Here is a 21041-nt window from a genome sequence, read left to right on the forward strand (position 1 = left end):
TTGCAGCGCCTGCGAGATGCGGCCATTCCTGCGGCGAGTGATGATCTGACCGCGCGGCTCCTCGCGCGCACGGAGCACCTGGCCAGTCTGCCAGCGTCGGAACCCTCAGCGCGGAACCCCCTGACGGGACGGGGATCCCGACTGGGGCGGCGTGGACACCGGCCGGGGATCCGGAAGGCCGGCATGGTGACGGGCGGGGCTGCTGCCGCCGTCACGCTCCTGGCCGGCACCACCTACTTGATGGGTGGCGATGCCGAACCACGGCTGGACGACGCGCAGGCCGCCCTGTTCTCACGGCAAGCGGCAACCCCGGGCCCCCTGACGTCAGCGCAGGGATTGGAGATCGCATCCGGGCCGGCAGGGGGCTGGACCATGGGCGGCAGGCCCGACTTCACCCCGGCCGGAGCGCTCACCGCCGGCCAACTGTCGGTCCTGCGGTCCCTCGGCTGGACCTGTCCCGACCTTCGGGAACTGGGCTTCCACGTGATCTGGGCCAGGAGCGCCGTAGTGTCCGGCGCGAACCTCGTGGAGTTGCGGCTCACCGACGGCCGGCACTTCGCCACGGTCCTGGAGCAGCACGCCACACCGGTGCCCCACGCCACCGGAACGGCCACGCTGCAGCAGCCGCCCGGGTCCCTGCTGTCCGCCGCGTTGCCGCCGGAGAACATCCTGACCGGCCACACCGCCGCGGCCGACGGATTCGTAGCAGCCGAGCCGGGCGATTTCCTTCCGGCGGGACCGGGCAGGATTCCAGTCCCGGACGGACTCCTCTGGGTCAACGCGGCCGCCCCCTACCAGGCCATTTACCGGACCGACACCGCAATCTTCACCTACGTTTCGGATCTCTCCGCGGACAAGGCTGACGACGCCATTGCGGCCCTGATGGAATCACCAGTCAGCGGCGCCACCGGCACGGAGGAGCCGGATGCGGGGGCCGACATCCCGGTCCGGATGGAGCGGGGACTGGGCCGGCTGCTGGGGCTGCTGTTCCCCTGATGCGCTAAACGCCCCGACCCGGCAGACGCACGGGGCCCGCAGAGTCGTCGCAGGCGCGACTGAGAGGGTAATCTTCCTAAAGTGCTTGGAATCAACGGACCGGAGTTCTTACTTCTGCTGATCATCGGACTTCTCGTGATCGGTCCCAGCAGGCTGCCTGAATACACCCAGAAACTTGCCAATATCGTCAAGGAAGTCCGCCGGATGGCCTCCGGTGCGCGCGAGCAGATCAAGGACGAAGTCGGGATCGACATCGACGACGTTGACTGGAAGAAATACGATCCGCGGCAGTACGACCCGCGGCGCATCATCAAGGAAGCGCTACTGGAAGATGACACCAAGCCCGTGAGCCCCGGTGCGCCGTCCGCTGTGGCCACAGTGGCCGCCGCTGTGGCCACAGCGGAACAGCGCCCGGCCCGGGCGATCGAGCGACTGCCAGCCGGTGAGCCGGCCCCGTTCGACTCAGAAGCCACGTAGACGCCGCCCGGGAGCCGCACTCAGGCACCGGCGTCGCCGTCCAGCGCGGCTGCGGCTCAGCGCGGCTGCAGCCCGAGCGGGATCCCGGTCAGGCCGCGCGGCACGGCGGCGATTCTGCCGGCAATGCCGGACAAAGCCCGCGCTGCCGGTGTTTCGGGACGCCCCAGCACCAACGGAACCCCCGCGTCCCCGCCCTCCCGGAGCAGGATATCCAGCGGGACCTGTCCCAACAGCGGCACATCGGCACCCACGGTGGCCGAAAGGCGGTCGGCCAGGACCGCGCCGCCGCCGCTGCCGAACAGCTCCATCCGGCTGCCGTCGGGCAACTCCAGGTAGGACATGTTCTCCACGACGCCGGCCACACTCTGGCCCGTCTGGGTGGCGATCGCCCCGGCCCGCTCGGCCACATCGGCTGCGGCGGCCTGCGGCGTGGTGACGACGAGGATCTGGGCTTGCGGCAGCAGTTGCGCCACCGAAATAGCGATATCGCCGGTGCCCGGCGGCAGGTCCAGGAAGAGGATGTCCAGATCGCCGAAATAGACATCCGTGAGGAACTGCTCCAGGGCGCGGTGCAGCATCGGGCCCCGCCAGGCGACGGGCTGGTTGCCGGCGACGAACATGCCGATGGAAATTACTTTGACCCCGTACGCCACCGGCGGAAGGATCATGTCATCCACCCGGGTCGGAGACTGCGTGATGCCCATGAGTGCCGGGACGGAGAACCCGTGGACATCGGCGTCGACGATCCCGACGCGCAGGCCCTCCGCGGCCAGGGCACAGGCGAGATTCACCGTGACGGAAGACTTGCCAACACCGCCCTTGCCGCTCGCGACGGCGAAGACCTTGGTCAGCGAGCCCGGCTGGTTGAACGGGATGCCGCGCTGGCCGCCGGCGCCGCGCAACTGCTCCTTGAGGGCGTCCCGCTGCGCCTGGTTCATGACCTTCAGGTCGACGTCGACGGCGGTAACCCCCGGCACGGCGGACAGGGCAGCTTCGCAGTCGGCAGTGATGGTGCCGCGAAGGGGGCAGCCGGCAATGGTCAGGAGCACGGCGATCCGAACCGTGCCCTCGGCGGAGACCGCCACGGATTCGACCATGCCCAGCTCAGTGATGGGCCGGCGAAGTTCGGGGTCGATCACGGTCGCCAGGGCCGCGTTCACGGCCTGCGCCAGGGGCGTGCTGTGCGGCGGGGTGCTCATGCGTGGGATGCTCAGCTTTCGGGGGAGATTCGCGGTGCCGGCGAACCGGTACCGCCGGGTTCAGGCTTATCGGGATTGGCTTTCACTTTGGGGATCTGCTGTGTCCGGGGTCCGCGCTGCTTGTCGCGCCGCTCCCTTAGCTTCTCCTTGACCTTGTCCCGCGGGGTCTCGTGCAGACCGGCCGACGGGTCATGCGTCCGTAGTTCCTCCTGCGCTTCCAGCATGTCTTCCAACAGGCTGCGCAGTTCCGTCCTCACATAGTCACGCGTGGCGACCTCGCGCAGGGCGATGCGGAGCGACGCCAGCTCGCGGGTCAAGTATTCCGTGTCCGAGAGGTTGCGTTCGGCGCGCTGGCGGTCCTGCTGCAGCGAGACCCGGTCCCGGTCGTCCTGCCGGTTCTGGGCAAGCAGCAGCAGGGGAGCGGCATAGGAGGCCTGCAGGGACAGCATCAGGGTCAGCAGCGTGTACCCGAGGGCCCGGGAGTCGAACTGCCACTGCTCCGGGGCAAAGGTGTTCCACCCCAGCCAGACGATGACGAATACCGTCATGTAGACAAGGAACGCCGGCGTACCCATAAACCGGGCGAAGCCCTCCGTGGCATGGCCGAAGGCGTCCGGATTGGGTGAGAACTTCGGCAGGATCCGTTGCCGTCCGCTCATCGGGGTGTCGAGGCCGCCGGGCTTGCCGCCGGACCGGATGTTGGAGTTCCTTGCTGCGCTGTTGTCAGCCAATGCGGCCTCCAAGTTTCCTTATCGGGGCATCGTCATCGTGGGCGCGCCAGTCATCTGGCAACAGATGATCCAGTACGTCATCAACAGTCACCGCCCCGACAAGCCGTCCGTCGTCGTTGACCACAGGGAGCGAGTTGAGGTTGTAGGTGGCCAGTGCGCGGGCCACCTCGCTGATATGTGCCTGGTCGGAGACGGGCTCCAGGTTCTTGTCCACGAGGTTGCCGAGCGGCTCCGGCGGCGGGAAGCGCAGGAGCTGCTGGATATGTACGACGCCGAGGAACCGGCCGGTCGGGGTTTCGAGCGGCGGCCGGGCAATAAAAATGGAGGAGGCCAATGCGGGCGAGAGTTCCTCCCGCCGGACGTGGGCGAGCGCTTCGGCGACGGTTGCTTCCGGGGGCAGGATGACCGGGACAGGGGTCATCAGGCCGCCGGCGGTGTCTTCGTCGTATTCAAGCAGGCGGCGGACGTCTTCGGCGCCCTCGGGCTCCATCAACTGCAGGAGTTGTTCGGCCTGGGCGCTCGGGAGCTCAGCGAGGAGGTCTGCGGCGTCGTCGGGATCCATTTCCTCCAGCACGTCGGCGGCGCGGTTGACATCCAGGGCCGAGAGGATTTCCACCTGGTCCCCTTCGGTCATTTCCTGCAGGACGTCGGCGAGCCGCTCATCCTGCAGTTCGCTCGCCACCTCAAAGCGCCGCTTGTCGCTCATCTCCTGAAGAGCTTCGGCAAAGTCGGCCGGTTTCAGGTCCTCGTGGGTGGCAACGAACTGGGTGGCGGCCTGCCGCTCGGTCTTGGCGCCCTGGCGGGCATCCCCCCAGTCAATGATCAGTGTCTCGTTGCGGCGCAGCCGGCTCAAGGGGGAGAGGGAATGGCCGCGGCGGACGAAGAGTTTGCTGACAAACCAGTCACCGGAGCGGTGCTGGTCCATGGCGATGTCCTCGATGGTGGCGTCGCCGCTGCCATCGGCGAGCGTCACGCGGCGGTCAAACATCTCGGCCACAACGAGGGTTTCAGCCCCGCGCTGCTCAAAGCGGCGCAAATTAACCAGGCCGGTGCAGATGATCTGGGTGGACTCCATGGACGTGATGCGCGTCATTGGCACGAAGACCCGCTTCTTGCCCGGGACCTCAACGACGATGCCCACCACGTGGGGAGCGCCCCGGGTTCCGCGGGAGAGCACCACAACATCGCGCAACCGGCCCAGACGGTCGCCCAAGGGGTCGAAGACGTCCAGTCCGAGAAGGCGCGCGACAAACACCCGCGAAAGATTTGTGCTCACGTGTACAGGCTACCGAGTCTGCTCTCTTTTAGCTGAATTTACAGCGATACCCCAGCCTCATAGGCGAGAATAGGCAGATGGCAAACATTTTTGGTGCTCCGAAGGCAGGCGCCCCGACCGGGCCCGACGAGGCACGCACAGTCCCCAAGGGCGACGTCGTCGGTTCCTACAGCTCCTATCTCGACGCCCAGAAGGCGGTCGACTACCTGGCGGATCAACAGTTCCCGGTCCAGATGGTCTCGATCGTGGGCAACGAACTGAAGATGGTGGAGCGGGTGACCGGCCGGCTGTCGTACCCGAGGGTTGCCCTCTCCGGCGCACTCAGCGGCATGTGGTTTGGCCTCTTCGTCGGCGTGATGCTGTCCTTCTTCTCCCCGACCGGGGGCTATTTCTCGATCATTACGTCGGTCCTCATGGGTGCCGCGTTCTTTATGCTCTTCGGCATCGTGACGTATGCGATGCAGCGCGGAAAGCGCGACTTCACGTCTACCAGCCAGGTCGTGGCGACCAGCTACGACGTCGTGGTGTCGTTTGAAGCAGCCCATGAGGCGCGCCGTCTGCTGCACCAGCTCCCGATGACCCAGTCCGCAGGGGCCACCGCGGTACAGGGCGGCTACCAGCCGGACTACCGGAGTCCAACGCCCCCGCAAGGCCAGCCGCAGCCCGGGCCGCAGGGCCACACCCCGCAGCGTCCGGCGGCCTGGAACGACCCCTACGGCCAGCGCAGCCCCGAATCCGGCAACCAGCCAGCTGGAGAGCACCAGGGCGGCGCGCCGGAAGACCGGACGCCCGGCACGGACGAGCCGGCAGCCCGCCCGGCCGGCCGGGTCTCGGGGGTCACTTACCCGGACCTGCCCGACGGCCGCCCCCAGTACGGAGTCCGCGTCTCTGAAGGCGAAAAGCAGGATCCGCCGGAGGACGGCCAGCAACGCTAAGCCGGCAGACAGGCAACAGGCAGAAAGGGAGGCCCCGGACGTTGAGCAGTTCACCGTCCGGGGCCTCCCTCTGCGTTTTGCCGTGGCGGCGGTCCTAGACGGACTGACCGTTGGCTTCCTGATAGATGCCGGCCATCCAGGACTCGACGTCGTCTGCCTTGCGCGGCAGCGCAGCGCTGAGGTTGACCGGGCCCGCCTCCGTCATGAGGACGTCGTCCTCAATCCGGACGCCGATGCCCCGGTACTCTTCCGGAACAGCGAGGTCGTCGTCCTTGAAGTACAGGCCGGGTTCAATCGTGAAGACCATGCCCGGGGTGAGGACGCCGTCCAGGTACAGGTCACGCTTGGCCTGGGCACAGTCGTGGACGTCGAGGCCGAGGTGGTGGCTGGTGCCGTGTGGCATCCAGCGCCGGTGCTGCTGCCCCTCGGGACTTATGGCTTCCTCCACGGTGACCGGCAGCAGTCCCCAGGCGTCCAGACGTTCGGCCAGCACCGTCGTCGCGGCGGTGTGGATGTCGCGGAACTTCGTGCCCGGCTGGGCTGCGGCGAAGGCGGCGTCGGCGGCGTCCAGTACCGCCTCGTAGATTTTCCGCTGGATGGCGGTGAAGGTGCCGTTGGCCGGCAGCGTGCGGGTGATGTCCGCGGTGTACAGCGAATCCGCCTCAACGCCGGCGTCGAGCAGCAGCAGTTCACCGGCGCTGACGGTGCCCGTGTTCCGGGTCCAGTGCAGCACCGTGGCATTGTTGCCGGCCGCTGCGATGGTGTCGTAGCCAAGTTCGTTGCCCTCCTCGCGGGCGCGGGCGAAGAAGGCCCCTTCCACGACGCGCTCTCCGCGCCGGTGGGTCAGCGCCCGGGGGAGGGCTTTGACGGCTTCGGTGAAGCCCTCCACCGTCGCGGCGACGGCGGTGCGCATCTGTTCGACTTCCCACTCGTCCTTGATCAGGCGGAGCTCGGACAGGGCCTCGCTGAGCTTTTCGTCGAGGGCGTCCAGGACGCTCAGGTCGAGGTTGTCCGGATCCTTCGCCGTGTTGTAGCGGGCGGTGTCGACGAGGGCATCGATGTTCTCATCGACCTTGCGGACCAGCCGGATGGAGGTCCCGCCAATTTCGGGGGCCCCGACGTTCTTGGTGATGCCCAGCTCAAGTCCGCCAAGATCCGCGGTCTTCAGGCCAAGCCGGGCCTCGAACTCGGCAAGTGTGGGACGGGCTCCGATCCAGAACTCCCCGGACCGGGAATCGGCGTAGAACTGCTCGGTGTCCCGTCCGGCCAGCGGCCGGAAGTAAAGCGTCGCCTGGTGGTTGCCGCCGTCATCGCCGGTCCCCTCAGCGACGGGCTCCAGGATCAGGACCGCATCGGGCTCATGGTCCAGACCGAGTCCCGTCAAGTGGGCAAAGCCCGAATGCGGACGGAACCGGTAGTCGCAGTCGTTCGAGCGGACCTTCAGCGGACCGGCCGGAATGACGAGGCGTTCGCCCTTGAACTGGACGGAGATGGCCCGGCGCCGGGTTGCGGCGTGGGCGGCAACAGCGTCCCGTTCGGGGGTCAGCTGCTCGGAAGGCGCCCAGTGGCTGGCCATAAAGGCCTTGAATGCCTTGGAATTGGGCCGCTGCGAGCGATTGTTGACGCGCTCGTCGAGAGGCTGGGAAGTGGAGACCTGGGTGTTATCTGCATCGTTCACCGTCCCATAGTCTCACCAGCGGAGCGGCTGAGGCCAACGCATCTATTAGGCTGATGACGTGAGGATTGACCTGCATGCGCACTCGAATGTTTCCGACGGAACCCAGCCGCCGGCCGGGGTCATTGCGTCCGCCGCCGCCGCCGGGCTGGACATCGTGGCGTTGACCGATCACGACACCACGGCGGGCTGGGCCGGAGCGGCAGCGGCCGCCCTGGAATCCGGCGTCGGGCTGGTTCCGGGCATGGAGGTTTCCTGCCGGACTGAGCAAGGCATCAGCGTGCACCTGCTGAGCTATCTGCACGACCCCTCCCACCCGGGGCTGCTCGGGGAGATCACCAAGGCCAAGGACGCCCGGCACACCCGGGCGCAGCGCATGGTCAGCCTCCTCGCCGAGGACTATCCTCTGACATGGGACGACGTCATCCACCAGGTGGCTCCCGGGGCCACCCTCGGACGGCCGCACATCGCCGACGCACTCGTTGCGGCCGGCGTCGTGGCGGACCGGACCGAAGCCTTCACTTCGATCCTGACCTCACGGTCACGGTACTTCGTGCAGCACTACGCCCCGGATCCGGCCTTGGCCGTGGAGCTGGTCCGCGCGGCCGGCGGCGTCCCCGTCTTTGCCCACCCCGTGGCCTCGGCCCGGGGCCGGATCGTGGGGGAGGGGACGTACCGGGAGATGATCGACGCCGGGCTGGCCGGGCTCGAGGTCTACCACCGGGACAACCCGGCAGAGGGCCGGGAGTTCCTGCTGCGCCTGGCAGAGGAGCACGGCCTGTTCGTGACGGGGTCCTCCGACTACCACGGCACCGGAAAACCGAACCGCCTGGGGGAGAACCTCACCGCGCCTGAGGTGCTGGCCCGGATCGAGGAACTCGGCAGCGGATCCGCGGTCGTCCGCCAACGCCCGGCGTGAGCACTACCCGGCGGGCGTGAACCGGGTGAACGTCGCGTGCGCTGCGAGCCGTTTGGACATCACGTCAATGGCCGGCTGGTTCTGGTCCACGCAGATGAATTTCCGGTCGAGTTTCGCGGCGACGGCGCCGAGCGTTCCAGAACCCGCGAAGAAGTCCAGGCACCAGTCTCCGGGCCGGCTGGACGCGGCGACGACGCGCCGGATCAGCCCCTCCGGTTTCTGCGTCGGGTACCCGGTTTTTTCTTTACCCGTCGGGGAGACGATGGTGTGCCACCAGACATCGGTAGGCAGTTTTCCGAGTTCGCGCTTGGCCGCGGTGACGAGTCCCGGGGCCATGTAGGGCTCGCGGTCGACCTCGGCGCTGTCGAAGTGGTAGCGCGCCGGGTTTTTGACGTAGACCAGGATGTTGTCGTGCTTGGTCGGCCAGCGGTACTTGGCGCGGGCGCCGTAGTCATAGGCCCAGATGATTTCGTTCAGGAAACACTCCCGGCCAAAAATGGCGTCAAGCATGACCTTCGCGTAGTGCACTTCCCGGTAGTCCAGATGCAGGTACAGCGTGCCGTCGTCGGCCAGCAGCCGCCACGCTTCGACGAGCCGGGGCTCCAGGAAGGACCAATAGTCGCTGAAGGCGTCGTCGTAGCTGTGCAGGGCGCCCTTGATGGTGTCGTAGGAGCGTCCCTTAAAGCCGACACGGTCGCCCTCGCCGCCGGCGTTGCGGACCATCCGGGTCTCCTGGCGGCGCTGGGCCCGCCCGGTGTTGAAGGGCGGATCCACATAGATCAGTGTGAAGGCGCCGTCCGGCAGCGTGGGGAGGTAATCCGCGTTGTCCGCGTGTACCACCAGGTTGCTGCCGTCCGGCGCCCAGACGGTGTCAGTCATGTAGGGGTTTAGGCCTCTGCGTTGCTCGGCCGCGAGGTGCCCTGCGGTGCTTCGCCGGCCACCACTTCGCCGTTCCGGCGGCGGGTGCGGGTCCGGCGGCGGGCCTGCGTGGCACGATCGACCTCGGCGGGAGCCTTGGCGGCGGCTGGCGCCTGGGCCGTTGCGGCCGGCTCGGTGCTTGATGCTTCAGTGTCCCCGGCAGCGGGGCGACGCCGGCGCTCACCGGAGCGGGAGCCTGCGTCGCCGCGGCGTGAGTCACGGCCGCCGGAGCGTCCGCCGTCACGACCGGCGCTGTCACGACCGGCGCTTTCGCGTCCTCCGTTGGCAGCGGCAGAGCGTCCGCCGTCGCGGGAGCCGCCGCGCGCGCCGGCCTGGCCGCCGCTGCGGGTGGGCTTCTTTCCGGTCTCGCCGAGATCCTCAAGCACCTCGGCGTCGACTCCGGCAAGGACCCGCTTATCACGGGGCAGCCGGCCCTTGGTGCCCGCGGGGATATCGAGCTCCTCGAACAGGTGCGGCGAGGAGGAGTACGTTTCCACGGGCTCCGGGTAGCTCAGGCCCAGGGCCTTGTTGATGAGGCCCCAGCGCGGCATGTCGTCCCAGTCAACGAAGGTGACGGCGGTGCCTTTATTCCCGGCGCGGCCGGTGCGGCCGACGCGGTGCAGGTAGATTTTCTCGTCCTCGACGCACTGGTAGTTGATCACGTGCGTGACGTCGTCGACGTCGATGCCGCGGGCGGCGACGTCGGTGGCCACCAGGACATCCACCTTGTTGTTGCGGAAGGCGCGGAGGGCCTGCTCGCGGGCGCCCTGGCCCAGGTCACCGTGGATGGCGGCGGCGGCGAAGCCGCGGTCCACGAGTTCCTCGGCGACCTTGGCGGCGGTGCGCTTGGTCTTGGTGAAGATGATGGTGCGGCCGCGGCCGCGTGCCTGCAGGATGCGGGCGACGACCTCGACCTTGTCCATGCTGTGGGCGCGGTAGATCAGCTGCCGGATGTCGCGCTTGGTCAGGCCCTCATCGTCCGGGTCGGCGGCGCGGATATGGGTCGGCTGCGTCATGTAACGGCGGGCCATGGCAATGACCGGGCCCGGCATGGTGGCCGAGAACAGCAGCGTCTGGCGGACCGCCGGGGTGCCGGCAATCAGGGTTTCGACGTCCGGGAGGAAGCCGAGGTCCAGCATCTCATCGGCCTCGTCGAGGATAACCATCTTGACGTTGGCGAGGCTGAGGTGCTTCTGCTTGTAGAGGTCGATCAGGCGGCCGGGAGTGCCGACGACGACTTCGACGCCCTTCTGCAGGGCATCTACCTGGGGCTCATACGCGCGTCCACCGTAGATCGTGGCGATCCGGGCGTTGCGCTTCCGCGACGCGGTTTCAAGGTCGCTCGCGACCTGCACGGCAAGCTCACGGGTCGGCACGATAACGAGGGCCTGCGGGGCGCCCGGCACCGTGAGCTTGTCGAACCCGGCGTCGTCGCGGCCGATCACGCGCTGCAGCGCGGGGATGCCGAAGCCCAGGGTCTTGCCGGTACCCGTCTTGGCCTGGCCGATGATGTCGTGGCCGGACAAGGCGACGGGCAGTGTCATGGCCTGGATCGGGAAGGGGTGGGTGATGCCGGCGTCGGCGAGCGACTCGACGATGTCGGCGCGGACCTTGAAGTCTGCGAAGGTCTTCTCGGCAATCTCGTGCGGCTTCTCGTCCGAGATGATGGTCTCTTCCGGCTCGATCGATTCCGTTCCGGACTCGTCGGTCAGAAGCTGGTGCGTGTGCAATTCACTCACAGGGAGTTTCCTTATTCCTTTTGGGCTGCGCGGCTTGCTCGACGGGGCCGGCCGGTTGGCCGTTCCGGAGCACGCTCAGGCGCGCAGGCAATTCCAGTGGAAGCCGATCGCGGGCTATCTAATTGCTGGCACTGGGGACCAGCGGGTGGATCTCAAGATCGCGTAGGGGCGGGCTTGTTGAATTCGAAAATCTTGGAAATCAACGACCGGGCATCCATATCTACCTCTTCAGTCTAGCCGTACGCGGCCGGGAAGCTCGACGGGGCCGTCGAAAACCGTCCGGAGTCCCCGGAGTCAGTCCACCAGCTCCAGCCGGACCTCGCGGGTGGCGATGTCGGCGGAGAGGATGCGCACCCGCACCTCGGTGCCCGATTCCAGCTCGCCCGGGCACCGGGCAGTCACCGCCGGATCGGCGATCTGGACGACGCCGGACGGGCCGTTGCCGTTGCCGTTTCCGTTGCCTTTGCCGTTAGAGCCGCCGTTGCCGTTCCTGGCGGGCTTCGCGCCCGAGATGACGACGGCGTCGAATTCCTGCCCGATATGGTTCACCAGCAGCGCCGCTTCAACTGTGTCCAGCGCCAGCCGCTCCATCCGTCCGGCCAGCTGGTCGGAGGACGCCATGATGGATGGCAATGAGGGCAGTGCGTCCCGTGCCCACGCAGGGACCTCCGTTCCGCTGCTCAGCGCCTCGCAGATCACCAGGACGAACCGGTCTACGAGACGCCGCAGCGGAGCGGTGGCGTGCGCGTAGGCGGTACCGATGGCTGCCTGCAGGTCGGCCTCTGGCTCGGACCCGTCAAAAGGGGTGTAGCCCGCGCCGCGGAACAGCATGCCGGCCGAATGCACGATCGCCAGTTGCCGGGGATCCGTCGGGTCAAGGGTCCGCAGGTACTCGCCGTAGCTCATTTCCCCGTCCCAGGGCTTGCCCAGGGCATGGGTTTGACGGTGGAAGTGCTGTAAGGATCCCTCATCGGGGGCGGGCATGGTGCGGAGGATGCCGACCTTGCCGTCGAGCATCAGCCGTGCCGCGGCCATTCCCGTCATGAGCGACATCTGCGCGTTCCAGTCCTCCACGGGCAGCGACGGGGCCGCGACGATCCGGTAGCCACCGTCGGGCAGTTGCTGAATCTCCTGCTCGGGCATGTTCAGGCTGGCCCCGCCACGGAGGCGCTCCAGTTCCACCCGCTTGATGCCGACCTCGCGGAGCAGTTGCAGCGCGGGCGGGGCGGTACCGGCATCGAGGTCGGCCTGGACGCCCTTGTAGCTGAGCTTGGCGCGGCTGCGGACCTGTGCCCGGCGCACCAGTGCGGAACTCACCTCTGCGGCGGCGTCGAGCTCAAACTCCCAGACGAACGCCGAGCACAGCTGGTCCGGGAGCAGGCTGCCGGCTGCTTCGCTGATCACTTCCGGGTGCAGCGGGATCCGGCCGTCGGGCGTATAAAACGTCTGGCCGCGGCGGCGGGTTTCCGCGTCCAGCGCACTGTCCGGAGTTACGAAAGAGGGGACGTCGGCGATGGCGTACAGCACCGTGTAGCCCGCACCGGACTGTTCGATAAACAGGGCCTGGTCCAGGTCGGTGGAGGACTCCGGGTCGATGGTGACGAACTCAACATGGGTGAGGTCCAGCTCCGGCATTTTGTGCTCGGCCACCGCAGTATCGGCGTCCCGGAGCACGTCTTCGGGGAACGGGCCCCGGGAGTTCCAGCGTGCTGCGCAGCTCTGAGAGCGCCGCCGCCAGTTGGTTTTTCTGCCGGTGGATGCTTGGGGCCAGACGATGATGGGACACGAAAATCAGCGTAACTCGAAATCCATGATTAGTCTCGGACCGGGCGCCGGCACCGGGCGCCGTTCACCCGGCGTCGTCACCCGGCGGCGGGCAGCGGCTCAGGCTGCGGCGGCGTCCAGTGCGTCGAGCAGCGACTTGGCAGCGTGGGCGGGATCGTCGGCGTCGGTGATGGCCCGGACCACCACGATCCGCCGGGCGCCGGCAGCAGCCACCTGTTCCACATTGCCCAGATCGATACCGCCAATCGCGAACCACGGCATGATGCCACCGGCGGGGCCGCCGGCATCGCGGGCCCGGTCCGCTTCGGCGGCGTACCGCACCAGATCGAGTCCGACGGCGGCGCGGCCCGGTTTGGTGGGCGTGGCCCAGACCGGGCCGACACAGAAGTAGTCCAGCGCTCCCGGTCCCTGCGCGGCAGCGATCGCGGCATCGACTTCACGGGGGCTGTGGGTGGAAAGTCCCAGCACCGCCGCCGGGCCCAGCAAGGACCGGGCGGCGCCTGGCGGGAGGTCTTTCTGCCCGACGTGGAGGACCGGGGCGCCCGAGAGCGAAGCGACGTCTGCCCGGTCGTTCACCGCCCAGAGCTTGCCGTGCCGCTGCGCCACCGCGGCCAGGACGCTAAGGAGCTCCAGTTCCTCGGCCGCCTCCAGCGACTTGTCCCGGAGCTGGATGATGTCCACGCCGCCGGCAAACGCGGCGTCGACGAAGCTCTCGAAGTCACCTCGGTCCCGGCGGGCGTCGGTGCACAGGTAAAGGCGTGCCGTCTGGAGGGGTGCTGAGTCATAAGAAGCATCTGGGCGCATGGCACCACAATAGTTGTTCTACACTGGGCGCATACCGCGGGAGCCAGTAGCAGCAGTCACATGCTGCAGGGCTGAGAGGGCGTCAGAGCCGACCGCTTGACCTGATCCGGTTAGTACCGGCGTAGGGAAGGATGCACGTTATGGACAGACCCTCCGGCACCGGCACCGGTGGACCCGGCCGCGACAAACCCGGCCGTGACGGCGCCGACGGCGACACCGCGGCGGAGGCCCGGTACGACGTCGCTGTGATCGGCGGCGGCGTCATTGGCCACGGAATCGCGCTGGCGGCCAGCCGCTCCGGCCGGTCCGTGGCGCTGATCGACGACGCTCCCGGCACCGGGGCCAGCTGGGCCGCCGCCGGCATGCTCGCCCCGGTCAGCGAACTGCACTACCAGGAAGAAGCACTCCTGGAGCTGATGCTCGAATCGTCACGGCTGTGGCCCGACTTCGCCGCCGGACTGGAGTGTGCGGCAGCAGCAGACAGTGGATCCGGCGCAGGCACGGATACCGGGACCGGATATCTGACGACGCCGACCCTCGCGCTGGGTGCCGACGCCGCCGACCGCAGGGCGCTCGCGGACCTGCGGTCCGTCCAGCAGGCATGCGGCCTGACGGTGGAACCCCTGACCGTCCGTGCGGCGCGCGGCCGGGAGCCGCTGCTGAGCCCCGGGATTTCCTGTGCCTTCGAGATCCCGGCGGACCACCAGGTGGACCCGCGCCGGCTGCTCACCCGGTTGGCGGAGCTGCTGGGCGCCGACGGCCGCAGCCGGGCGATTCCCCGGCGCGCGGCCGGGTTGCTGTGGGATGACGGCCGCGTGGGCGGGGCCATCCTCGCCGGCGGCGGCGTCATTCATGCCCGGGAGACAATTGTGGCCAACGGACTCGGCGCCCCGGACCTGGGCGGGCTGCCGGCCGGACTCACCTTGCCGCTGCGCCCGGTCTGCGGCGACATCCTTCGGCTCCGGGTCCCCGCCCACCTCCGGCCGCTGCTGACGTCCACGGTGCGCGGCCTCGTCCGCGGCGTCCCGGTGTACATTGTGCCGCGGCAGGACGGGACCGTAGTGATCGGGGCGACCCAGCGCGAGGACGGACCGGCCGCTGCCACGGGAAGCAACCCAGGGAAGGCCTCTGGCGGCGGGACGAACCGGAGCGGCGCCGTCGCGGTCTCTGCCGGCGGCGTCTACCAGCTGTTGCGGGACGCCCAGCAATTGCTGCCGGCGGTGGCCGAGCTGGAACTGCTCGAAGCCACGGCGCGGGCCCGGCCGGGCACCCCCGACAACGCCCCGCTGCTCGGCCGCGTGGCGGACCGGAACGCCGGGGAAGACGGCGGTGACATCGCGGGACTGATCATCGCCACCGGGTTCTTCCGGCACGGCGTCCTCCTGACCCCGGCAGCAGCGGCCATCTGCCGGGAGCTGCTGGATGGAACGGCGGATCCGCGCTGGGGCCGCTTCCGTCCGGACCGGTTTTCCACGGCCCGCCGCCCGGCAGCGGCCACGGCCCGGTAACGGCCGCCCGGAATCAAACGCACCACTTTCAAGAGCACACCTAAGGAAACAGCATGAACATCAGACTCAACGGAACGGAGCATACCGTCGCCGACGGCGCCTCCGTCAGCACGCTGGTCAGCCAGCTCACCGGCCGCGACATCGGCCACGACGGGCAGTCCGCAGACGGCCGGAAACTCGGGGTTGCCGTCGCCCGGAATTCCGAAATGGTACCGCGCAGCCAATGGCATGGGACGGCGCTCGCCGACGGCGACGACGTCGAACTCGTGACCGCGGTGCAGGGAGGATGAACGGCATGAAGGACACCACGATGAACACACTGCAGGCAACGCAGGAGCCCGCATCCGGTCCGCTCGAGCAGTCCAGCCGGGACCCCTTCGTCGTCGACGGCGTCCGGCTGGGATCACGCCTGATCATGGGAACCGGCGGGGCGCCAAGCCTGGACGGGCTCGGCGCTGCCCTCGTGGCCTCCGGGACGGAACTGACCACCGTCGCCATGCGCCGCTACTCGCCCGCTGAGACGGGCTCGCTGTTCCAACTGCTCCAGGACCACCAGATCAGGGTGCTGCCCAACACCGCCGGCTGTTTCACGGCTAAGGACGCGGTCTTGACCGCCGAACTGGCCAGGGAGGCCCTGGAAACGGACTGGGTCAAGCTCGAAGTCATCGCCGATGAACACACATTGCTCCCGGACGCCGTGGAATTGGTCGACGCGACCGAACAGCTGGTGGCCCGGGGCTTCAAGGTCTTCGCCTACACCAACGATGATCCGGTCCTGGCCCTGCGGCTGGAGAACCTGGGCGCGGCCGCCGTGATGCCGCTGGGATCGCCGATCGGCACGGGCCTGGGGATCCTGAACCCCCACAACATCGAGCTGATCGTCTCGCGGGCCTCCGTGCCGGTCGTCCTGGACGCCGGGATCGGTACGGCCTCGGACGCGGCCCTGGCCATGGAGCTCGGCTGCGACGCCGTCCTGCTGGCCACGGCAGTAACCCGTGCGCAGAATCCGGTACTGATGGGGGAGGCCTTCAAACACGCCGTGATCGCCGGTAGGCTGGCGAAAACAGCCGGCCGGATCCCGCGCCGCGAACACGCCCTGGCGTCCTCCGCGATGGAAGGCCGGGCCGAATTCCTATAACCGGGCCGGCGGAAGAATCCGGCGGTAGCGACCGGCAACGGACCGGCCCGCGCGCGAGCGAAGGAGCACGATATGGCAGTCCCGGCTATCCTCAGCGCGGACCAGATCGACGCCGCCCTGGCGGGCCTGCCGGACTGGAGATACCGTCTTGGCGGGCTGGTGACCGTCTACAAGGCGCCGACCAGCGCCGCGGCCCTTGAGCTGATTGCCGCCGTCGGGCGGCTGGCCGAGGAGCAGGGCCATCACCCGGACCTCGACTGGCGCTACAACCGGGTGTTTCTGCGGTACAGCTCCCATGACGCCGGCGGCCAGGTGACCCCGCGTGACGTCGCAGCGGCGACAGCGGCCGGTGCAGCTGCAGCGGCGTCCGGCGCCGCCGCGGAGCCGGGGCTGTTCCGGACCATTGAGGTCGGCATCGATACCGAGGACCCTGCCGCGATTTCCGAGGTGTGGCGGGTGGCTCTCGGCTACCGGAGGGCAAGTTCGGGGGACCTGATGGACCCATATGGCCGCGGCCCCGGGGTGTGGTTCCAGGAGACGTCCACCCCCAACAGCAATCATATCCACCTTGACGTGCACCGCAGCCAGGCCGAGTCCGGGCCCGTCCAGGAGAAGACCGCGGCGACCGGGGCGTTAATGAACCGTGACCACGCACCCCGCTGGGTGGTGGTCACGGATGTTCAAGGCAACCGGCTGTGCCTCTGTACCGAAGCGGGCCACGGGCCCGAAACGGTTCAGGACCAGCCGCCTCCGGACTAGATTTTGAGGATGGCGGTCAGCCGGGCGGTGTCGTGCCGGATCCGTGCCCTGCCGAGGAACAGCACGGCCGCAACCGCGGCCCCGACGCCCAGGACAGGCGGCAGAATCCACGGGATCCACGTCAGGCCCGGCTGGTAGCCGAACCCGGCTGACATAAAGGTGATCCAGCTCAGCATCCCGACCGAGGCTGAAACCCCCGCGGGCAGGCTGATGCCGTATTTGGCGTGCCGCTTGTCATTCGCCCACACCACGAAGCCCGCGGCGATGGACACCATCGCAACCACAATCAGGGACAGCATTCAAGACACCTTTTCGTTGTGCGGACAGATGCAGAGGCAGGCCGGCAGGGGCTAGAGGGCGCCGAATCCAACCCGGCGGACTTCTTCGGCTCCGATTTCGACGTAGCCAATAACACCGGAGGGGACGATCACCTGGCGTCCCTTTTCGTCCGTCAGGCGCAGCTCGGTGCCCTTGGCGATGGCTTCGCCGACGACCTTGGCCACTGCGTCAGCGTCCTGGGTCGATTCGAGGACAATTTCGCGGCCGATATTCTGAATGCCGATCTTTACTTCCACTGCAAGGCCTCCCAGCCAATCAAAGATATTTGGGTGTTATCTATTTGTAGTCTAGGTCTCTTTAGGGAAGCGGGAGATTCCGCGCCAAGCTAAACGGTAGATCAGGTCACTGGCTACATCGAGGTCGAGATCGCCGCCGGTTTCCAGCCAGTACCGGGCGCTGACGTGAGCCATTCCGGCGAGTCCGCGGCCCAGCAGCTGTGCCTCCAACGGGGGCAGCTTGGTATCCTCGGCAATCACCCGGGCCACAGCGTCGGCGAACGTCTTATTGAACGTCTCCAGCCGATCGCTGACGTCGGGATCATTGATCAGGTCGGATTCGAACACGAGCCGGTGGGGCCCGGTCATCGCCGGCGATGAACTGGTAGTAGGCGCGCATCACGGCCTGGACGCGTTCCTTGTTGTCGGTGGTGGAGTTCAATGCCCCCAGCAGGAGCTCGGTGAGACCCGTCAGGTGGCTGTCCAGGAGGGCGATGTACAGCTCGCGCTTGGACGGGAAATGCTGGTAGAGCACCGGCTTGCTGACCCGCGCCGTCTCGGCGATTTCATCCATGGCGGCTCCGTGGTATCCGTTGGCAACGAACACTTCCTGCGCCGCCGCGAGCAGCTGCGCCCGGCGCTCGTCGCGGGGGAGCCGTGCGGAGCGGCCGCCGCCCCGCGGCTGCGCAGTCGACGGCTTGCCGGCCTGACCCCGTTCAAGCGGTGACGGATCAATCACGGATTTCCCACTTTCCTCGTTCCAATTATGTACACCTTACGCGCGGGTAATATGACCCGGCGGCATCTGCGGGCATAGATTGAGGTATGGCTTCCACGATTGACGAACCCGCCGCCTCTGCAACGCCGCCTCGACGGCCCGGGGCCCCCTGGTTGAGCCTGCCGATGGTCTCAGCCCGGAGGAGGTGGAACGGTACTCACGGCACCTGATCATTCCGGAGATCGGTACGCTCGGTCAACGCCGCCTCAAGAACGCGAAAGTCCTGGTCATCGGGGCCGGCGGCCTCGGCTCCCCGGCGTTGCTTTACTTGGCCGCCGCGGGGGTGGGAACCCTCGGAATTGTCGACGACGACGCAGTCGACCTCAGCAACCTGCAGCGCCAGGTGATCCACGGAGTTGCGGACGTCGGTCGGCCCAAGACCGAATCTGCCCGGGACGCCATCGCCGCGCTGAATCCGCTCGTCAACGTCCGGCTGCACAACACCCGGCTCGACGCCTCCAACGCCCTGGAGCTCTTCGCCGAATACGACCTCATCCTTGACGGTGCTGACAACTTCGCGACCCGCTACCTCGTCAACGACGCAGCCGCCATCCTGGGCAAGCCTTATGTCTGGGGTTCGATCTTCCGTTTTGACGGCCAGGTCAGCGTTTTTTGGGAACAGTACGGGCCGACCTACCGTGACTTGTACCCCGAGGCGCCGCCGGCGGGGTCGGTGCCGTCGTGCGGGGAAGGTGGCGTGTTCGGGATGCTCTGCGCCGCTGTCGGGTCGTTGATGGTGACGGAGGCCGTCAAGCTCATCACCGGCGTCGGACGGTCACTGTTGGGCCGGCTGGCGCTCTTCGATGCGCTCGGCGGAACCTGGCGGGAAATTAAGGTATCCCGCGATCCCGCGGCGCAACGGATCACCGCACTCACCGACTACGAGGCGTTCTGCGGGATCACCCCCGAACCCGAGGCCGGAGCAGGACCCGGGCATACCGTCACCGCCACCCAGCTCGCCACCATGCTGGCCTCACGGAAAGCCGGCCTCAAGGATTTTCACCTGGTGGATGTACGCGAGAGCGGCGAGTACGACATAGTCCGGATCGAGGGCGCCGTACTGATTCCGCAAGGCCGGATCCTGGCTGGGGAGGCATGGCACGAGCTGCCGCAGGACGAGGACATCGTCTTCCACTGCAAGGCCGGTACCCGGTCGGCTGCCGTCCTGGCTGCGGCGCGCGCCGCGGGCTACGCACGGGTCAGTCACCTTGAGGGCGGAATCCTCGCCTGGGTGCGTGAAATTGAGCCCGCGAAGCCGGTGTACTGACGGGATGAGATGGCTGCGCCCGCGGCGCTGCTGTGACCAGGGCGGAAGTCTGTCCGGGACCACGCCAGAGGTCTGACCGGCCAGGCTGTCCGGGGCCCTCCGGCTACGCGGTGTGCCGCTGCTGGTCGGTGCCGGTCAGCTGGGGGTCATCGGCAGGACAGGCGCCAGCTTCCGGGGCAGCCGGCTGGTCCACCGTGATGCCGTAGAGGGCCTCGAGGCCCGCCACGTAGTGTTCCTGCTGGCCGTTTGCGGCCAACTCTCGGGCGCGCACGGTGGGAACATGCAGCAGCTGCTTGACCATCCGGCGCAGGGCGAATTCCACTTCTTCGGCTGCGGCCGTGCAGCCGTGGCGGGCGCGGACCTTTTCCATCTCAGCATCCAGGACGTTCATCGTATGGCGACGCAGTGCGACGATGGCGGAATCCACGGAGCGGGTTTCGCGTTCCTGCTCGAACGCGATGGCGGCGCCGGTAACAATGCTGCTGGCCTGGGTCAGCGACTCGGCCTGCTCCTGCGGGGCGGCCAGGCGGACCGACTCAAGGGTCAGCAGTTCGACGCCGTCGAGCTCGCCGACCGCAGGATCAAAATCGTGGGTGAGGGCGAGGTCGATTGCGATCAGCGGCTGCGGTGCGGCGGACCGGACCTGGGCGAGTTCGGCAGCTTCGACGCGGGTGTCCGAACCACTGCAGCCGATCATCACGTCGGCTGCGGCAACGGCTGCCGGCAGGGTGTCTTCGTCCACCGCCGTGCCGCCCCGGGTGGCGACGAAGCCGGCGGCGCGCCCCGACGAGGAGAACACGGAGACATCCGTGCAACCGCGCTCGCGCAGCAGCGACATCGTGGCCCCGGCGTAGGCGCCGGTCCCGAAGATCACAGCCTTTTTGGCAGACCAGTCAGGGTTCTCGGAAAGATCGGTGGCAAGATCCAGAGCCACGGAGACGATCGACAGGCCGCGGGACCCCAGCGCTGTTTGCGCGCCGACGTCTTTGGCGGTCTTGGATGCTGCCTGGAACAACCGCACGAGCGCGGAGCTCGCGGTTCCCTCATGCTGGGCCGTGATCAGGGACCGGCGGACCTGGCCGGCAATCTCACGCTCGCCGACGACCGCGGAATCGAGTCCCGAGCTGACGGAAAAGAGGTGCTGGCTGACGTCGGGCCCGATCCGGGTCCCGAACGCGCGGGAGACCCGCTGGTCGCTGAGGCCGCTGGCTGCGCTGATCCGGGAGATGAAGGCGGCGCGGGCGACGGCAACGTCGTCGGCATGCGGGGCTTCGGCGTAGATTTCAAAGCGATTGCAGGTGGCAAGGACAATCGCACCCGCCACTGCCGGCGATCCGGCGAGGGTGGATGTCGCGAGCTCTGAAGCGCCGGTGCTCAGTTGAGCAACGGTTTCGAGGTCGATGTCGGCGTGTGTAGCCACCAATGAAAATAGAACCACAGCATCCCCATCATAGCTTTTCCGCGGACGCGCCGAGTGACCTCGGGCTGAGAGGCCGGACACCCGGGGCCATGACGCCTGCCACAGCCAAGGCCCCCGGTCGTGCCGCTGACAGGCTGTCGTTATCTTTTGGGGCCGAATTTGG

At 67.8% G+C, this 21041-nt stretch carries 19 protein-coding genes, 2 pseudogenes and 1 riboswitch; of the genes and pseudogenes, 9 read left to right on the forward strand and 12 right to left on the reverse strand.

Going from position 1 to position 21041, the window contains the following annotated elements:
- Positions 1–183: 183 nt before the first annotated feature.
- The gene (locus KY499_RS16445) at positions 184–996 is read left to right on the forward strand and encodes a hypothetical protein (RefSeq protein WP_219885855.1); all 813 of its coding nucleotides are present in this window, start codon (positions 184–186) and stop codon (positions 994–996) included.
- 81 nt (positions 997–1077) lie between these two features.
- Positions 1078–1473 (forward strand): Sec-independent protein translocase TatB, encoded by a 396-nt coding sequence (locus KY499_RS16450; protein ID WP_123255745.1) that lies wholly within the window; start codon positions 1078–1080, stop codon positions 1471–1473.
- A gap of 56 nt (positions 1474–1529) precedes the next feature.
- Here the strand turns inward: KY499_RS16450 and KY499_RS16455 are convergent, their stop codons facing one another.
- From KY499_RS16455 to KY499_RS16465, 3 genes are read right to left on the reverse strand one after another with little or no spacing between them, the layout of a single operon-like run.
- Positions 1530–2672, reverse strand: a complete 1143-nt coding sequence (locus tag KY499_RS16455; protein ID WP_219885856.1) for an Mrp/NBP35 family ATP-binding protein — start codon at positions 2670–2672, stop codon at positions 1530–1532.
- Between the two features lie 11 nt (positions 2673–2683).
- Positions 2684–3415, reverse strand: a complete 732-nt coding sequence (locus KY499_RS16460) for a DUF1003 domain-containing protein (RefSeq protein ID WP_123255747.1) — start codon at positions 3413–3415, stop codon at positions 2684–2686.
- Positions 3396–4679 (reverse strand): magnesium transporter MgtE N-terminal domain-containing protein, encoded by a 1284-nt coding sequence (locus KY499_RS16465; RefSeq protein ID WP_219885857.1) that lies wholly within the window; start codon positions 4677–4679, stop codon positions 3396–3398. Before KY499_RS16465 ends, KY499_RS16460 begins: the two co-directional genes overlap by 20 nt.
- Positions 4680–4756: 77 nt before the next feature.
- Here KY499_RS16465 and KY499_RS16470 point away from each other — a divergent pair, with 77 nt between their 5' ends.
- Complete coding sequence (locus KY499_RS16470) at positions 4757–5614, forward strand: general stress protein (protein ID WP_123255749.1); 858 nt, start codon at positions 4757–4759, stop codon at positions 5612–5614.
- 94 nt (positions 5615–5708) lie between these two features.
- Here the strand turns inward: KY499_RS16470 and KY499_RS16475 are convergent, their stop codons facing one another.
- Entirely contained in the window at positions 5709–7292 is a 1584-nt protein-coding gene (locus KY499_RS16475; protein ID WP_123255750.1) for an aminopeptidase P family protein, read from the reverse strand.
- Positions 7293–7350: 58 nt separating this feature from the next.
- Between KY499_RS16475 and KY499_RS16480 the strand changes: the two genes are divergently transcribed.
- On the forward strand, positions 7351–8208 hold the full coding sequence (locus KY499_RS16480; RefSeq protein ID WP_123255751.1) for a PHP domain-containing protein: 858 nt from the start codon (positions 7351–7353) through the stop codon (positions 8206–8208).
- Between the two features lie 3 nt (positions 8209–8211).
- On the opposite strand, the gene KY499_RS16485 is transcribed toward KY499_RS16480, so the two are convergent.
- The 4 genes and pseudogenes from KY499_RS16485 to thiE form a co-directional block, all read right to left on the reverse strand.
- The gene (locus tag KY499_RS16485) at positions 8212–9087 is read right to left on the reverse strand and encodes a site-specific DNA-methyltransferase (RefSeq protein ID WP_123255752.1); all 876 of its coding nucleotides are present in this window, start codon (positions 9085–9087) and stop codon (positions 8212–8214) included.
- Positions 9088–9095: 8 nt separating this feature from the next.
- The gene (locus KY499_RS16490) at positions 9096–10865 is read right to left on the reverse strand and encodes a DEAD/DEAH box helicase (RefSeq protein ID WP_123255753.1); all 1770 of its coding nucleotides are present in this window, start codon (positions 10863–10865) and stop codon (positions 9096–9098) included.
- A 294-nt stretch (positions 10866–11159) separates the two neighbouring features.
- Positions 11160–12651: pseudogene (locus tag KY499_RS16495) on the reverse strand (RNB domain-containing ribonuclease).
- Between the two features lie 98 nt (positions 12652–12749).
- Complete coding sequence (gene thiE, locus KY499_RS16500) at positions 12750–13454, reverse strand: thiamine phosphate synthase (protein WP_219885858.1); 705 nt, start codon at positions 13452–13454, stop codon at positions 12750–12752.
- 26 nt (positions 13455–13480) lie between these two features.
- Positions 13481–13599, forward strand: a riboswitch (TPP riboswitch).
- On the opposite strand from thiE, the gene KY499_RS16505 reads away from it, so the two are divergent.
- The 4 genes from KY499_RS16505 to KY499_RS16520 all read left to right on the forward strand — a co-directional run bounded on the left by KY499_RS16505 (position 13595) and on the right by KY499_RS16520 (position 16859).
- Positions 13595–14962, forward strand: coding sequence for an FAD-dependent oxidoreductase (locus KY499_RS16505; protein WP_219885859.1), 1368 nt, complete (start codon positions 13595–13597; stop codon positions 14960–14962). Its footprint overlaps the riboswitch before it by 5 nt.
- 53 nt (positions 14963–15015) lie before the next feature.
- Positions 15016–15252 carry a sulfur carrier protein ThiS gene (thiS, locus tag KY499_RS16510; RefSeq protein WP_123255758.1) on the forward strand — a complete coding sequence of 79 codons (237 nt, stop codon included), beginning with the start codon at positions 15016–15018 and terminating at the stop codon, positions 15250–15252.
- Between the two features lie 20 nt (positions 15253–15272).
- Positions 15273–16100, forward strand: coding sequence for a thiazole synthase (locus KY499_RS16515; protein WP_308813109.1), 828 nt, complete (start codon positions 15273–15275; stop codon positions 16098–16100).
- 72 nt (positions 16101–16172) lie between these two features.
- A complete protein-coding gene (locus KY499_RS16520; protein ID WP_219885860.1) occupies positions 16173–16859 on the forward strand; it encodes a 4a-hydroxytetrahydrobiopterin dehydratase in 687 nt (228 codons plus the stop codon).
- Here KY499_RS16520 and KY499_RS16525 read toward each other — a convergent pair.
- From KY499_RS16525 to KY499_RS16535, 3 genes and pseudogenes are all read right to left on the reverse strand, one after another.
- Positions 16856–17158, reverse strand: coding sequence for a hypothetical protein (locus KY499_RS16525; RefSeq protein ID WP_123255760.1), 303 nt, complete (start codon positions 17156–17158; stop codon positions 16856–16858). The two genes, KY499_RS16520 and KY499_RS16525, sit on opposite strands and share 4 nt — an antisense overlap.
- Before the next feature lie 51 nt (positions 17159–17209).
- On the reverse strand, positions 17210–17434 hold the full coding sequence (locus KY499_RS16530; RefSeq protein ID WP_123255761.1) for a DUF3107 domain-containing protein: 225 nt from the start codon (positions 17432–17434) through the stop codon (positions 17210–17212).
- A gap of 51 nt (positions 17435–17485) precedes the next feature.
- Positions 17486–18041, reverse strand: a pseudogene (locus tag KY499_RS16535) (TetR/AcrR family transcriptional regulator).
- Positions 18042–18300: 259 nt separating this feature from the next.
- Here KY499_RS16535 and moeB point away from each other — a divergent pair.
- Positions 18301–19458, forward strand: a complete 1158-nt coding sequence (gene moeB / locus KY499_RS16540; protein ID WP_219887053.1) for a molybdopterin-synthase adenylyltransferase MoeB — start codon at positions 18301–18303, stop codon at positions 19456–19458.
- Between the two features lie 103 nt (positions 19459–19561).
- Here the strand turns inward: moeB and KY499_RS16545 are convergent, their stop codons facing one another.
- Positions 19562–20896 carry a glutamyl-tRNA reductase gene (locus tag KY499_RS16545; RefSeq protein WP_219885861.1) on the reverse strand — a complete coding sequence of 445 codons (1335 nt, stop codon included), beginning with the start codon at positions 20894–20896 and terminating at the stop codon, positions 19562–19564.
- Positions 20897–21041: the final 145 nt, after the last annotated feature.

The sequence above is a fragment of the Arthrobacter sp. PAMC25284 genome (assembly GCF_019443425.1).
Lineage (GTDB): Bacteria > Actinomycetota > Actinomycetes > Actinomycetales > Micrococcaceae > Arthrobacter > Arthrobacter oryzae_A.

Excerpts from the sequence above, each read along its gene's own strand:
- KY499_RS16470 (WP_123255749.1), top strand. The coding sequence starts at position 4,757 with ATGGCAAACATTTTTGGTGCTCCGAAGGCAGGCGCCCCGACCGGGCCC.
- thiE (WP_219885858.1), bottom strand. The coding sequence starts at position 13,454 with ATGCGCCCAGATGCTTCTTATGACTCAGCACCCCTCCAGACGGCACGC.
- KY499_RS16485 (WP_123255752.1), bottom strand. The coding sequence starts at position 9,087 with ATGACTGACACCGTCTGGGCGCCGGACGGCAGCAACCTGGTGGTACAC.
- KY499_RS16525 (WP_123255760.1), bottom strand. The coding sequence starts at position 17,158 with ATGCTGTCCCTGATTGTGGTTGCGATGGTGTCCATCGCCGCGGGCTTC.
- thiS (WP_123255758.1), top strand. The coding sequence starts at position 15,016 with ATGAACATCAGACTCAACGGAACGGAGCATACCGTCGCCGACGGCGCC.
- KY499_RS16455 (WP_219885856.1), bottom strand. The coding sequence starts at position 2,672 with ATGAGCACCCCGCCGCACAGCACGCCCCTGGCGCAGGCCGTGAACGCG.
- KY499_RS16445 (WP_219885855.1), top strand. The coding sequence starts at position 184 with ATGGTGACGGGCGGGGCTGCTGCCGCCGTCACGCTCCTGGCCGGCACC.
- KY499_RS16505 (WP_219885859.1), top strand. The coding sequence starts at position 13,595 with ATGGACAGACCCTCCGGCACCGGCACCGGTGGACCCGGCCGCGACAAA.
- KY499_RS16515 (WP_308813109.1), top strand. The coding sequence starts at position 15,273 with ATGAACACACTGCAGGCAACGCAGGAGCCCGCATCCGGTCCGCTCGAG.
- KY499_RS16520 (WP_219885860.1), top strand. The coding sequence starts at position 16,173 with ATGGCAGTCCCGGCTATCCTCAGCGCGGACCAGATCGACGCCGCCCTG.